The organism is Burkholderia sp. BC1 (assembly GCF_052683555.1).
The window spans coordinates 3,977-17,064 of sequence record NZ_JBQYLP010000028.1 but is presented as its reverse complement, the minus strand read 5'-3'; the positions used below and the strand labels follow the sequence as shown (position 1 = coordinate 17,064).

The following is a 13,088-nucleotide window of genomic DNA, read 5'->3' as shown; positions in this document are numbered from 1 at the left end:
CCTTTTATGAATTTTGCGCTGATTCTTTTTGTGCTCGTCATCGTGACGGGCGTGGCGTGGGTGCTCGACAAACTGGTGTTCCTGCCGCGGCGCCGCAAGGCGGCCGAGGCGGCGGTCGAAGAGTTCGACCGCCAGCAGTCGCGGATCGACAAGCGTTTCGCGGACGAAAACGCGGTGCAGACGCGCTCGAAGCTGCGCGACGAGAAGCTGCGCCAGCCGTGGTGGCTCGAATACACGGCGAGCTTTTTCCCGGTGATCCTCGCGGTGTTCGTCGTGCGTTCGTTCATCGTCGAGCCGTTCAAGATTCCGTCGGGCTCGATGGTGCCGACGCTGCTCGTCGGCGACTTCATCCTCGTGAACAAGTTCGAGTACGGGCTGCGCATGCCGATCACGAACACGAAGATCACGCAGGGCAGCCCGCTCGCGCGCGGCGACGTCGTCGTGTTCCGCTACCCGAAGGACGAATCGGTCGACTACATCAAGCGCGTGATCGGTCTGCCGGGCGATACGGTCGCGTATCAGGACAAGCAGCTGACGATCAACGGCCAGCCGGTGCCCGAAACGCCGCTGCCCGATTACTTCGACGACGAGCGGCAGAATTACGCGAAGCAGTTCGAGGAGACGATCGGCAACAAGAAGAACGCGATCCTGAACAACCCGGCCGTGCCGCCGTTCGTGATGGGCGCATACGACTATCCGTATCGCGACAACTGCACGTACAACAGCCGCGGCGTGATCTGCAAGGTGCCGCCGGGCCACTACTTCATGATGGGCGACAACCGCGACAACAGCGCGGACAGCCGCTACTGGGGCTTCGTGCCCGACAAGAACATCGTCGGCCGCGCGTTCTTCATCTGGATGAACTTCAGCGACCTCAAGCGCATCGGTTCCTTCAACTGATCGCGCTCGGCTCGCATGCAATACGCGGCGCACGGGCCGCGCCGCGTATTGCCGAACTACTTTAAAAACCGGCGGTAACACCGCTTCGTCACGCCTTTTCGCGTCCGGCCGCGCCGTTTCGGCCCGAACGGCGCCCGCGTTATACTCCTGCACATGCCCCTATCCCAGTTGGAAAGCCGGCTGCGCTACGAATTTCGCAATGCGGAATTGTTGCGCCAGGCTTTGACCCATCGCAGTCACAGTGCCACGCACAACGAGCGGCTCGAGTTTCTCGGCGATTCCGTTCTGAATTGCGCGGTGGCCGCCCTTTTGTTCCAGCGTTTCGGCAAGCTCGACGAAGGGGACCTGTCGCGCGTGCGCGCGAATCTCGTCAAGCAGCAGTCGCTGTACGAAATCGCTCAGGCCCTCAATATCTCGGAAGGCTTGCGGCTCGGCGAAGGCGAGCTGCGCAGCGGCGGCTTCCGCCGGCCGTCGATCCTCGCGGACGCATTCGAAGCCATCATCGGGGCCGTGTTCCTCGATGGCGGCTTCGAAGCCGCCCAAGGGGTCATCAAGCGCCTTTACGTGCCGATCCTCGACCACATCGATCCGCGCACGCTCGGCAAGGACGCCAAGACGCTGCTGCAGGAATACCTGCAGGGCCACAAGATCGCGCTGCCGACCTACACCGTCGTCGCGACGCATGGTGCGGCGCACAATCAGCAGTTCGAAGTGGAATGCACGGTGCCGAAGCTCGACGTGAAGGTGTCGGGTTCCGGCGCGAGCCGCCGCGCGGCCGAGCAGGCCGCCGCGAAGAAGGCGCTCGACGAGGTGATGGCGGCCGCGCCGATGCTGGCGGCGAAGCCGAAGCGCTCGAAGAGCGCGCGCGCGGCCAAGCAGGCCGAACCCGAGATCGTGCCGGGCGTGAAGGGCGTGCAGGAAGCGCTCGATCTGCGTTCGCCGGAGCGCAAGGAACGCGCGGCCGCGCGCGACGCGAAGGCTGCAGCGGCGGCTGCCGCAGCGGGCGCGGAGCCGGCCGAACGGCCGGCCGTCGCTCCCGTTGCCGCGATTCGCGCGGCGCATGTCGAAACGGCGGCCGATAAGGGCGAGCGCGCCGCAAAATCCGCGGCGGACAAGCCGGCGGCCGAAAAAGCGCCCGATCGCGCCGACGGCGCATCGCGTGCGGCCGACAAGCCTGCGGACAAGCCGGCCGGCGCCGCGTCGGACGCCTCGACGGCTTCCGGCGACACGGCATCGCGCCCCGACAAGTCGGCGGCCGCCGATGCCCGCACCGCGGCGCGCGTGTCCGACGTCGCCGCTGCCGGCCCCGATACGTCGGCCGGCGCCGCGAGCGTGGCCGCCGCGCCGGCGCGCGTCGCCGATGCCGACCACTGAATTGCCCATCGATCGCGCCGCGCACCGCGCGGCCGGTTCCGAACCTGTCTCCCAATCGATATGAACGCTCCCGCTCCTACTGGTTTCCGCTGCGGCATGATCGCGATCGTGGGCCGTCCGAACGTCGGCAAGTCGACGCTGATGAACGCGCTCGTCGGCCAGAAGATCAGTATTACGTCGCGCAAGGCGCAGACGACGCGCCACCGGATCACCGGCATCAACACGACCGAAGACGCGCAGTACATCTTCGTCGATACGCCGGGCTTCCAGACCCGCCACAGCACGGCACTGAATCGTTCGCTGAACCGCGCCGTCACGTCGACGCTGACGTCGGTCGACGCGATCCTGTTCGTGATCGAGGCCGGCCGCTTCGGCCCGGACGATCAGAAGGTGCTCGACCTGATCCCGCCGGGCGTGCCGACGCTGCTGATCGCGAACAAGCTCGACCGCGTAAACGACAAGACCACGCTTTATCCGTTCATGCAGCAGGTCAGCGCGCTGCGCGAGTTCGCGGAAATCGTGCCGCTGTCGGCGAAGCATCCCGAGGACATCCAGCGTCTGCTCGAGACGATCAAGCCGTATCTGCCGGAAGGCGAGCCGATCTACGGCGAGGACGACCTCACCGATCGCAGCGCGCGCTTTCTCGCCGCCGAGATCCTGCGCGAGAAGGTGTTCCGCTGGACCGGCGACGAACTGCCTTACACGAGCACCGTCGTGATCGACAAGTTCGAGGAGGAAGGGCGCCTGAAGCGCATCTTCGCGACGATTCTGGTCGAGCGCGACTCGCACAAGGCGATGGTGATCGGCAAGAAGGGCGCGAAGCTCAAGCAGATCAGCACCGAGGCGCGGATGGACATGGAAAAGCTGTTCGACGGCCCCGTGTACCTCGAAACCTTCGTCAAGGTGAAGAGCGGCTGGGCCGACAACGAGGCGGGGCTGCGCGCCTATGGGTACGAATGACGCATCTGCGTCGACCGAAGATGCGGTAACGGCCGGCGCGAACGACGCGCCGCTGCCCGCACCGCCGGCGCCGCCGCGCAAGACGCGGCGCGCGACCGCCCGCACGTCCGAGTTCCGCGTCGCCGAGCAGCCGGCGTTCGTGCTGCATAGCTATCCGTATCGGGAAACCAGCCTGATCGTCGACGTGCTGACGCGCGATCACGGCCGTCTCGCGCTCGTCGCGAAGGGCGCGAAGCGTCCGCACTCCGCGTTGCGCGGCGTGCTGCAGACGTTTCAGCCGCTGCTGCTGTCGTGGTCCGGCAAGTCCGAGGTCCGCACGCTGACGGGCGCCGAATGGGTCGGCGGGATGCTGCCGCTCGCGGGCGACGCGCTGTTGTGCGGCTTCTATGCGAACGAACTGCTCGTCAAGTTCTGCGCGCGCGAGGATCCGCAACCGCCGCTGTTCAACCACTATGTGCTGACGCTCACGCGCCTCGCGCACGGCGAGCCGGCCGTGCAGGTGCTGCGTTCGTTCGAGCGCGTGCTGCTGCGCGAGACCGGCTATGCGATGGCGCTGAACCGGACGGTCGCGCGTCGCGCCGTCGAGCCCGACCAGCGCTACGTGTTCGATCCCGAACGCGGCGTGCGCCCCGCGGGCGACGACGTCCCGTCGCACTGGCCGGTGGTTTCGGGACAGACGTTGCTCGACATGGAGCAGGACGATTACCATCGACCCCAGACGGTGACGCAAAGCAAGACGCTGATGCGCTTCCTGCTGAACACTTATCTCGGCGGCACGCCGCTCGCCACGCGACAGATCCTGATCGACCTGCAAAACCTATGAGCTTCTTCCTGACGACGCCCACCGCCATCGACCTCGGCGTGAACATCGACCACGTCGCGACGCTGCGCAACGCGCGCGGCACGACCTATCCCGATCCGATCCGCGCGGCGCTCGCCGCGGAGGAAGCCGGCGCGGACGCGATCACGCTGCATCTGCGCGAGGATCGCCGTCACATCGTCGATGCCGATGTACGCAAGCTGCGTCCGCTGCTGAAGACGCGCATGAATCTCGAATGCGCGGTGACGGCCGAGATGCTCGACATCGCGTGCGACGTGCGTCCGCACGATGCGTGTCTCGTGCCCGAAAAGCGCGAGGAATTGACGACCGAAGGCGGGCTCGACGTCGCGGGCCGTTTCGAGGCCGTGCGCGCCGCGTGCAAGCAACTGGCCGATGCGGGCGTGCGCGTGTCGCTGTTCATCGATCCGGACGACACGCAGATTCGCGCCGCGCACGAAGCGGGCGCGCCGGTGATCGAACTGCATACGGGCCGCTACGCCGATGCGCACGACGAAGCGGAGCAGCAGCGCGAATACGAGCGCATCGTCGCCGGCGTGCAGACCGGCACGCAGCTCGGCCTGAAGGTGAACGCGGGGCACGGCTTGCATTACACGAACGTGCAGCAGATCGCCGCGATCGACGGCATCGTCGAATTGAACATCGGCCATGCGATCGTTGCGCACGCAATCTTCGCGGGCTGGGACAATGCAGTGCGCGAGATGAAGGCGATCATGGTCGCCGCTCGCGTCGCCGCGCTGCACGGCGGCGCGCGCTGACGATGCGGTCGTTGCGTACCACGCGCGTCGCACGCGGGCTGCCGAGCGCGCACGCGGCGCCGCAGGGGCGAAGGAGCTGACATGGCGATCTACGGCATCGGCACCGACATCGTGCAGGTCAGCCGCGTCGCGGCCGTGCTCGAGCGGACCGGCGGACGCTTCGCGGAGAAGGTGCTCGGCCCCGACGAACTGCGCGTGTTCCATGCGCGCCGCGCCCGTTCGGAGGCGCGCGGCATCGCGTTTCTCGCGACGCGCTTTTCCGCGAAGGAAGCCTTCTCGAAGGCGATCGGGCTCGGCATGCATTGGCCGATGACCTGGCGCGCGTTGCAGACGCTCAATCGACCGAGCGGCGAGCCGTACGTCGTCGCATCGGGCGAACTGGCCGACTGGCTCGCGGCGCGCGGCATCACCGCGCGCGTGACGGTCAGCGACGAGCGCGATTACGCGGTGTCGTTCGTGATCGCCGAGACCGGCCTGCCTGCGCCCGACGCACCCACCGCTGTTTCCCGAACCACTCCCTGACGGACTTCCCGATTCGATGAAAACGACTCCCGGCCCGGTCATGCTTGACGTCGTCGGCACGGCCCTGTCGCGCGACGATGCGCGGCGTCTCGCGCATCCGAACACCGGCGGCGTGATCCTGTTCGCGCGGCACTTTCAGAACCGCGCGCAACTGACCGCGCTGACCGATGCGATCCGCGCAGTGCGCGACGATATCCTGATCGCGGTCGATCACGAAGGCGGGCGCGTGCAGCGCTTCCGCACCGACGGCTTCACGGTGCTGCCGGCGATGCGCCGCCTCGGCGAGCTATGGGATCGCGACGTGCTGCTCGCGACGAAAGTGGCGACCGCGGTCGGCTACATCCTCGCGGCCGAGCTGCGCGCGTGCGGGATCGACATGAGCTTTACGCCGGTGCTCGACCTCGACTACGGTCAGTCGCAAGTGATCGGCGATCGGGCGTTCCATCGCGATCCGCGCGTCGTCACGCTGCTCGCGAAGAGCCTCAATCACGGGCTTGCGCTCGCCGGCATGGCGAACTGCGGCAAGCATTTCCCCGGTCACGGCTTCGCGGAAGCGGACTCGCACGTCGCGTTGCCGACCGACGACCGTCCGCTCGAGACGATCCTCGCGCAGGACGTCGCGCCGTACGACTGGCTCGGCCTGTCGTTGTCGGCCGTGATTCCCGCGCACGTGATCTATACGCAGGTCGACGCGCGCCCGGCCGGCTTCTCGCGCGTCTGGCTGCAGGACATCCTGCGCGGCCGGCTCGGCTTTACCGGCGCGATCTTCAGCGACGATCTGTCGATGGAAGCCGCGCGCGAGGGCGGCACGCTGACGCAGGCCGCCGATGCGGCGCTCGCCGCCGGCTGCGACATGGTGCTCGTGTGCAATCAGCCGGAAGCGGCCGAAGTCGTGCTGAACGAGCTGAAGGCCGAGCACAACGCCGATTCCGCACGGCGCATCAAGCGGATGCGCGCACGCGGCAAGGCGGTCAAGTGGGACAAGCTGATCGAGCAGCCCGAGTATCGGCGCGCGCAGGCGCTGCTGGCCGACGCGCTCTGATAAGGGCAGGGGCGCGGTGCGCGGGCCGCCGCCGCGCGCCGGTCGCATCAAACAAAAAGCCGCGCGTTTGCGCGGCTTTTTGCTTAAAGCGCTCTTTCATAGGAGAGCGACTGAATCGGGCGTTTGCAACTAACGGCCAGCCCCGCCGGCGCCCGAAAACGAACGCCGGTCAAACTCAATTCACCTTCATCCGCTGCAGCTTGTTGTACAGCGTCTTCGGGCTGATGCCGAGCAGCGTCGCCGCGCGGTGGCGCGTGCCGCCGACTGCATCGAGCGTCGCGCGGATCAGCAAGTCCTCGACGTCCGACAGCGGCGTGCCGACCTTGATCTGCACGCTGCTGCCGTTCAGCGCGGCGCCGGCCGCAAAGCTCGCTTCGCCCGCGCGCAGCGTTTCGATGAAATCGCCGGACGCGTCGTAGGCGAAGCGCACGCGCTCCTGCAGCTCGCGCACGTTGCCGGGCCATTCGTACGACAGACATTCGCGCACGAAACCGGGTGCCGCGCGCTTGTCGGTCGTGCCGCGGCCCGTCGCATGCGCGTCGCGGTTCAGCTGGTCAATCAGCGCGTCGGCAATCGCGAGCGCGTCGCCGTCGCGTTCGCGCAGCGGCGGCATCGTGATCGACGCCGCATCGAGACGCAGCCACAGATCCTCGCGCAGCGTGCCGTTCGCGACCGCTTCGCGTGCCGGGCGGCGCGTCGCCGCGATCAGCCGGAAATCGCTCGCGATCGTGCTCGTGCCGCCGATCCGCATGAAGTTCTGCGAGTCGAGCGCGTGCAGCAGCGCTTCCTGCAGCACCAGCGGCAGCGCGGTGATTTCGTCGAGGAACAGCGTGCCGCCGCCCGCCTGTTCGAACAGGCCCACCTCGCGCCGGTCGGCGCCGTCGAACGCGCCGCGCTCGTGGCCGAACAGCACGCTGTCGAGCGACGCGCCGTGGCGGCCGGCCTGGGCGAGCGTGCGGCAGTCGAACGAGACGAACGGCCCTTTGCGGCGGCGGCTCAGATCGTGCAGCGTGCGCGCGGCGAGCTTCTTGCCGGTGCCCGCTTCGCCGGAGAACAGCACGGCCGTTTCGGTGCGCGCGTTGTGCTCGATCATGTCGTACACGTGCTGCATCGCCTCGCTGCGCCCGACCAGCGCACCGAAGCGGCCGAGCTGACGCAGCGACGTGCGCAGCGACTGCACTTCGTCGATCAGTTCGTACGGGCGCGGAATCCGCGCGAGCAGGCTGCGCAGACGCGGGATGTTGATCGGCTTGAGCAGATAGTCCCAGATGCCGTGACGCAGACCCTCGATCGCGCTTTCGACCGTCGCGTTGCCGGTCAGCACGATCACGGGTAAGGACCCGTTCGGTTGCTGTTGCGGCAGGTGCTGGAGCAGGTCGAACCCGCTGCCGTCCGGCAGGTTCAGATCGACCAGGACGACGTCGGGGATCGATCGGCCGAGCGCGGTGCGCGCTTCGGCGAGCGACGTGGCCGTGTCGACGGAGAAACCGTCCGCGGCGAGCAGCGCGGTGAGGCCGGACAGGCTGTTGGGATCGTCTTCGACAATCAGGGCGTGTGGCATGGTGGACGCGAGAGTCGGTTCAAGAGAGGCGGGCCGTCAATCCGCAGCCGCATTTCGAGATGAGATTAAAAGCCGATTTTATGCCCCGCTGCACGCGTCACGGACATTATTTCCGTTTTGCTATAAAACAGTTACCTATGATACAAATTGAATAGTTTTGATAGCGGATTCTGTGCTGTTTACGTCGGGCGCGCGGCCCGCGTCCGGCACGCCGCTGTTGCGAACGGACAAACAAAAAGCGCCCCGAAGGGCGCTTTGTTCAATGCGGCATCGCGAGCGGTTACGCGCGGCTGCGGTACTCGTGCGTGCGCGTGTCGATTTCGATCTTGTCGCCGGTGTTGCAGAACAGCGGCACCTGCAGTTCGAAGCCCGTCGCGAGCTTCGCGTTCTTCAGCACCTTGCCCGACGACGTGTCGCCCTTGACGGCCGGTTCCGTGTACGTGATCTCGCGAACGAGGATCGTCGGCAGTTCGACCGAGATCGCCTTCTCGTTGTAGAACACGACTTCGCACGCCATGCCGTCTTCGAGGTAGTTCAGCGCGTCGCCCATCATTTCGGCTTCGACTTCGTACTGGTTGTAGTCGGCGTCCATGAACACGTACATCGGATCGGCGAAGTACGAGTACGTCACTTCCTTGCGGTCGAGCACGACGACGTCGAACTTGTCGTCGGCCTTGTAGACCGATTCCTGGCCTGCGTTCGTCAGCAGGTTCTTCATCTTCAGCTTGACGACGGCGGCGTTACGGCCCGACTTGTTGTATTCCGTCTTCGAGATGACCCAAGCGTCGCTGCCGATCTGCACGACGTTGCCTACGCGGAGTTCCTGTGCGGTCTTCATAAAAAAACTGTCCTGATCAAATCAAATAAATAGGTGCCTGAGCGTTGCACAACGGCTGACAGCGCAAGCGGGAAGGTTCCGTGGGCGCCAAAAGCGAGCGCTTGCGTGGTCAGCCGTCGGATAACCGCTTATTTTAACTGAGATTTTGCGTATTCGGCCAGCTTTCCGGCGAGATCGCCGACCGCCGCGAGCGCGTCCGCCCAGCGTTCGGCGTTCGCCTGCAACGCGGCGCGGTGCTGCCAGAAATCGGCCCAGTCCGGCGTGCCGGTCCCGTTCCATGCATGCCAGAAGCGCGCGAGCGCGGCGCGCGGCGCGTCGGCGAGGCCGGCCGACAGATGCGCGAGCGCGGCATCGAGCTTCGGCAGATGCGCATCGTCGGCCTGCGGGTAGATGTGCCATACGAACGGCTTGCGCGCCCACTGCGCGCGGACGAACGAATCCTCGCCACGCACGAAATTGAGATCGGCGCTCCACAGCAGCGCGTCGTAGTCGGGCTGCGGGACGAATGCGAGCCCGTGTGCGGTCAGGTTGCCGCGACTGGCCTGCGCGCCGGCGCCGAACGACTCGACCCCGAAAAACCGGGCGAGCGCCGGCGACACGCGGCCGGCCGGCACGAGCGCGACGACCGGCGACGGCGCGTCGCGCCATTGCGCGAGCAGCGCGTCGACGGCCGGGTTCTCGTACGCGAACAGGCTGACGACCGTCGCGTCGGGCGCGGGCGGCGCACCGCCCGTCGCGCGCCGCCACCATGCGTCGCGCGCGGCCGCGTCGGTTTGGAACGCGATGCGCCGCGCGTCGAGGTCGCGCTCCTTCAGCACGCCGCCGGTGCCGGCCGACAGACCGGGAAAGAAGAACGTCTTCAGCAGCGGGTAGCGCGGATGCGGCGACGGCCGCAGATGGAAATCGGCGACCCAGTCCTCGGCGCTCAGGTATTCGAGATTGATCCATACGGGGCGGCGCGTGCGGCGTGCCATCGCCGCGAGGTACGCGGCCGGCAGTTCGCAGGCGAACGCTTCGATCACGACGTCGGCGATCTCGAGCGTGTCGCCGACCTGCGCGTGCCAGTGCTCGATCGCGATGCCGTCGATCGTCTGTCGCACGGCGTCGGGATCGACCGCCGGCACGAGGCGCACGAACGTGTGCAGATCGTCGACGAGCAGGCGCACCTGCCAGCCGTGCTCGTCGGCGAGCTGACGCGCGAGACGCCAGCACACGCCGATGTCGCCGAAGTTGTCGATGACGGCGCAGAAGAGATCGCACGCGACGGGTTCGTTCGGCGCGAGCGGCGGCGCGGCGACGTGGGCGGGGACGGTGTCGGGCATCGAAGCGGATCGGTGAATGCTCTAAACTGGCGATTCTAATGGACCCGTTCCGCGCCCGACGGCGCCCGGATCACGCATGACATCCGCAGAAGCCCCCGATACTCAGTTCGAACCGAAGAAGATCCTCGCGCAGCTCCCGCATATGCCGGGCGTCTACCGCTATTACGACGCGGCCGGTGCAGTGCTTTACGTCGGCAAGGCCCGCGACCTGAAAAAGCGCGTGTCGAGCTATTTCACGAAGACGCAGCTGTCGCCGCGCATCGCGATGATGGTCACGCGCATCGCGCGCATCGAGACGACCGTCACACGTTCGGAAGCCGAGGCGCTGCTGCTCGAGAACAACCTGATCAAGGCGCTCGCGCCGCGCTACAACATCCTGTTTCGCGACGACAAGTCGTATCCGTATCTGAAGCTGACCTCGCATCGCTTTCCGCGGATGGCGTACTACCGCGGCGCGGTCGACAAGCAGAACCAGTATTTCGGGCCGTTCCCGAGCGCGTGGGCCGTGCGCGAGAGCATTCAGATCCTGCAGCGCGTGTTCCAGCTGCGCACCTGCGAGGATTCGGTCTTCAACAACCGCACGCGACCGTGCCTGCTGCATCAGATCGGGCGTTGCACCGCGCCGTGCGTCGGCGCGATTTCGGCCGAGGACTACGCCGTCGATGTGTCGAATGCCGCGCGCTTCCTGCTCGGCCGGCAGTCCGAAGTGATGAAGGAGCTCGAGCAGAAGATGCATGCGTTCGCGGCCGAGCTGAAGTTCGAGCAGGCGGCGGCCGTGCGCAACCAGATGAGCTCGCTCGCGACCGTGCTGCATCAGCAGGCGATCGAGGTCGGCAGCGACAGCGACGTCGACATCCTCGCGGTGGTCGCGCAGGGCGGGCGCGTGTGCGTGAATCTCGCGATGGTGCGCGGCGGCCGCCATCTCGGCGACAAGGCGTATTTCCCGACGCACGTCGAAAGCGCGCTGACGCTCGCGGAGGGCGGCCTCGGCGACGATACGGATGCCGACGCGGTCGACGCGCCCGACGTCCCGGCGGAAGCGCCCGCCGGCGAGCCGGGCAGCGCGCGCGATACGACGGCGTCGATCGAAGCCGAAGTGCTCGACGCGTTCATCGCGCAGCACTACCTCGGCAATCGCGTGCCGCCGGTGCTCGTCGTCAGCCACGCGCCGGCGAGCCGCGACCTGCTCGAGCTGCTGTCCGAGCAGGCCGGCCATAAGGTGTCGCTGGTGCGGCAGCCGCAGGGGCAACGGCGCGCGTGGTTGTCGATGGCCGAGCAGAATGCGCAGATCGCGCTTGCGCGGCTGCTGTCCGAGCAGGGCTCGCAGCAGGCGCGCACGCGCGCGCTCGCCGAGACGCTCGGCCTCGAATGCGACGATCTCGCGACGCTGCGCATCGAATGCTTCGACATCAGCCACACGATGGGCGAGGCGACGCAGGCGTCGTGCGTCGTCTATCACCATCACAAGATGCAGTCGGGCGAGTATCGCCGTTACAACATCACCGGCATCACGCCCGGCGACGACTACGCGGCGATGCGTCAGGTGCTCACGCGCCGCTACGAGAAGATGGTCGAGCAGGCCGCGCAGGCGGCGGCTGCCGACGACGCGGCCGGCATCGACGGCGAATCGACGCGTCAGGCCGAAGCGTCGAGCCTGCTGCCGAACATCGTGCTGATCGACGGCGGCAAGGGGCAGGTCGAGATTGCGCGGCAGGTCTTCACGGAACTGGGGCTCGACACCTCGATGCTGGTCGGCGTCGCGAAGGGCGAGGGGCGCAAGGTCGGTCTCGAGACGCTCGTGTTCGCCGACGGCCGCGCGCCGCTCGAGCTCGGCAAGGAGAGCGCCGCGCTGATGCTCGTCGCGCAGATCCGCGACGAGGCGCACCGTTTCGCGATCACCGGGATGCGCGCGAAGCGCGCGAAGGCGCGGCAGACGTCGCGGCTCGAGGAGCTCGAAGGCGTCGGCGCGAAGCGTCGCCAGCGACTGCTCGCGCGCTTCGGCGGGTTGCGCGGCGTCGTCGCGGCGAGCGTCGAGGAGCTCGCCAGCGTCGACGGCATTTCGCACGCACTCGCCGAGCAGATCTACAAGCAGCTTCACTGACGCGGCGGCCGCGGGCCGCGCGGCCCGCGCCGGCGTTCTTGTAGCGGGCCGGTCGACACGGCACAATTGCGAATCCTTTACTGTCCCGGATGCCATGCCGTTCAATTTTCCGATTTTCCTGACGTGGGTGCGGATCGTGCTGATTCCGCTCGTCGTCGGCGTGTTCTATCTGCCGGACACGGTGATGGGCGGCGCGCATCGCAATCTCGCGGCCGCGGCGATCTTCATCCTGGCGGCGCTGACCGACTGGTTCGACGGCTTTCTCGCGCGCAAATGGAACCAGACCTCGTCGTTCGGCGCGTTTCTCGATCCCGTCGCGGACAAGCTGATGGTGACGGCCGCGCTGCTGATCCTCGTGCAGATCTCGCGCGTCGATGCGGCGATCGCGCTCGTGATCGTCGGCCGCGAAATCGCGATTTCGGCGTTGCGCGAATGGATGGCGCAGATCGGCGCGTCGAAGAGCGTCGCGGTGAACCAGCTCGGCAAGTTCAAGACCGCATGCCAGATGGTCGCGATTCCGATGCTGCTGTACTACGGGCCGCTGCCGCTCGGCGTCGCGACGATCGACACGCGCGTGTGGGGCGAGTGGCTGATGTATCTGGCGGCCATCCTGACGATCTGGTCGATGCTGTACTACATGAAGCTCGCGTGGCCGCAGATTCGCGAGCGCAGCGGCGTGTGACGCGCGTCGCGCGGGGCGGACGGCGAAAGTTTTTGGAAAAAGGGCGCGAAAAGCCCTTGACACACGAATGTGCCTTCGACATAATCTCGCTTCTCCGCTGCACGACGAAGTAACGGTGGCGGAGCAGCGATAACGCAATACGCGGGAGTAGCTCAGTTGGTAGAGCGCAACCTTGCCAAGGTTGAGGTCG

12 protein-coding genes are annotated in these 13,088 nt (G+C 66.9%); 9 read left to right on the top strand and 3 right to left on the bottom strand.

Annotated elements, in window-relative coordinates; translation table 11 throughout:
- Nucleotides 1-6 precede the first annotated feature (6 nt).
- The 7 genes from lepB (at nt 7) to nagZ (ending at nt 6,394) form a co-directional block, all read left to right on the top strand.
- Entirely contained in the window at nt 7-900 is an 894-nt protein-coding gene (lepB, locus tag ACSHSS_RS15650) for a signal peptidase I (protein WP_006401261.1), read from the top strand.
- A gap of 153 nt (nt 901-1,053) precedes the next feature.
- Complete coding sequence (rnc, locus tag ACSHSS_RS15645; RefSeq protein ID WP_039225371.1) at nt 1,054-2,274, top strand: ribonuclease III; 1,221 nt, start codon at nt 1,054-1,056, stop codon at nt 2,272-2,274.
- 60 nt (nt 2,275-2,334) lie between these two features.
- A complete protein-coding gene (era, locus tag ACSHSS_RS15640; protein WP_006401259.1) occupies nt 2,335-3,234 on the top strand; it encodes a GTPase Era in 900 nt (299 codons plus the stop codon).
- Entirely contained in the window at nt 3,221-4,057 is an 837-nt protein-coding gene (recO, locus tag ACSHSS_RS15635) for a DNA repair protein RecO (protein WP_006408141.1), read from the top strand. Before era ends, recO begins: the two co-directional genes overlap by 14 nt.
- Nucleotides 4,054-4,830 (top strand): pyridoxine 5'-phosphate synthase, encoded by a 777-nt coding sequence (pdxJ, locus tag ACSHSS_RS15630; RefSeq protein WP_006401257.1) that lies wholly within the window; start codon nt 4,054-4,056, stop codon nt 4,828-4,830. Before recO ends, pdxJ begins: the two co-directional genes overlap by 4 nt.
- An 81-nt stretch (nt 4,831-4,911) precedes the next feature.
- Nucleotides 4,912-5,352 carry a holo-ACP synthase gene (acpS, locus tag ACSHSS_RS15625; RefSeq protein WP_006408143.1) on the top strand — a complete coding sequence of 147 codons (441 nt, stop codon included), beginning with the start codon at nt 4,912-4,914 and terminating at the stop codon, nt 5,350-5,352.
- A 16-nt stretch (nt 5,353-5,368) separates the two neighbouring features.
- Nucleotides 5,369-6,394: a beta-N-acetylhexosaminidase gene (gene nagZ / locus ACSHSS_RS15620; RefSeq protein ID WP_445545198.1), complete on the top strand. Its 1,026-nt coding sequence runs from the start codon at nt 5,369-5,371 to the stop codon at nt 6,392-6,394.
- Nucleotides 6,395-6,569: 175 nt separating this feature from the next.
- Here the strand turns inward: nagZ and ACSHSS_RS15615 are convergent, their stop codons facing one another.
- The 3 genes from ACSHSS_RS15615 to earP form a co-directional block, all read right to left on the bottom strand.
- On the bottom strand, nt 6,570-7,955 hold the full coding sequence (locus tag ACSHSS_RS15615; RefSeq protein WP_006401253.1) for a sigma-54-dependent transcriptional regulator: 1,386 nt from the start codon (nt 7,953-7,955) through the stop codon (nt 6,570-6,572).
- A gap of 280 nt (nt 7,956-8,235) precedes the next feature.
- A complete protein-coding gene (efp, locus tag ACSHSS_RS15610) occupies nt 8,236-8,793 on the bottom strand; it encodes an elongation factor P (protein WP_006401252.1) in 558 nt (185 codons plus the stop codon).
- 128 nt (nt 8,794-8,921) lie between these two features.
- The gene (earP, locus tag ACSHSS_RS15605; protein ID WP_105841168.1) at nt 8,922-10,115 is read right to left on the bottom strand and encodes an elongation factor P maturation arginine rhamnosyltransferase EarP; all 1,194 of its coding nucleotides are present in this window, start codon (nt 10,113-10,115) and stop codon (nt 8,922-8,924) included.
- Nucleotides 10,116-10,191: 76 nt separating this feature from the next.
- Here earP and uvrC point away from each other — a divergent pair, with 76 nt between their 5' ends.
- Together uvrC and pgsA are read left to right on the top strand one after the other, a co-directional pair.
- A complete protein-coding gene (gene uvrC, locus ACSHSS_RS15600) occupies nt 10,192-12,216 on the top strand; it encodes an excinuclease ABC subunit UvrC (RefSeq protein ID WP_445545197.1) in 2,025 nt (674 codons plus the stop codon).
- A gap of 94 nt (nt 12,217-12,310) precedes the next feature.
- The gene (pgsA, locus tag ACSHSS_RS15595; RefSeq protein WP_006401249.1) at nt 12,311-12,898 is read left to right on the top strand and encodes a CDP-diacylglycerol--glycerol-3-phosphate 3-phosphatidyltransferase; all 588 of its coding nucleotides are present in this window, start codon (nt 12,311-12,313) and stop codon (nt 12,896-12,898) included.
- The last annotated feature ends 190 nt before the right edge of the window (nt 12,899-13,088 follow it).

Excerpts from the sequence above, each read along its gene's own strand:
- efp (WP_006401252.1), bottom strand. The coding sequence starts at position 8,793 with ATGAAGACCGCACAGGAACTCCGCGTAGGCAACGTCGTGCAGATCGGC.
- nagZ (WP_445545198.1), top strand. The coding sequence starts at position 5,369 with ATGAAAACGACTCCCGGCCCGGTCATGCTTGACGTCGTCGGCACGGCC.
- ACSHSS_RS15615 (WP_006401253.1), bottom strand. The coding sequence starts at position 7,955 with ATGCCACACGCCCTGATTGTCGAAGACGATCCCAACAGCCTGTCCGGC.
- recO (WP_006408141.1), top strand. The coding sequence starts at position 3,221 with ATGGGTACGAATGACGCATCTGCGTCGACCGAAGATGCGGTAACGGCC.
- earP (WP_105841168.1), bottom strand. The coding sequence starts at position 10,115 with ATGCCCGACACCGTCCCCGCCCACGTCGCCGCGCCGCCGCTCGCGCCG.
- rnc (WP_039225371.1), top strand. The coding sequence starts at position 1,054 with ATGCCCCTATCCCAGTTGGAAAGCCGGCTGCGCTACGAATTTCGCAAT.
- pdxJ (WP_006401257.1), top strand. The coding sequence starts at position 4,054 with ATGAGCTTCTTCCTGACGACGCCCACCGCCATCGACCTCGGCGTGAAC.
- acpS (WP_006408143.1), top strand. The coding sequence starts at position 4,912 with ATGGCGATCTACGGCATCGGCACCGACATCGTGCAGGTCAGCCGCGTC.
- uvrC (WP_445545197.1), top strand. The coding sequence starts at position 10,192 with ATGACATCCGCAGAAGCCCCCGATACTCAGTTCGAACCGAAGAAGATC.
- pgsA (WP_006401249.1), top strand. The coding sequence starts at position 12,311 with ATGCCGTTCAATTTTCCGATTTTCCTGACGTGGGTGCGGATCGTGCTG.
- era (WP_006401259.1), top strand. The coding sequence starts at position 2,335 with ATGAACGCTCCCGCTCCTACTGGTTTCCGCTGCGGCATGATCGCGATC.
- lepB (WP_006401261.1), top strand. The coding sequence starts at position 7 with ATGAATTTTGCGCTGATTCTTTTTGTGCTCGTCATCGTGACGGGCGTG.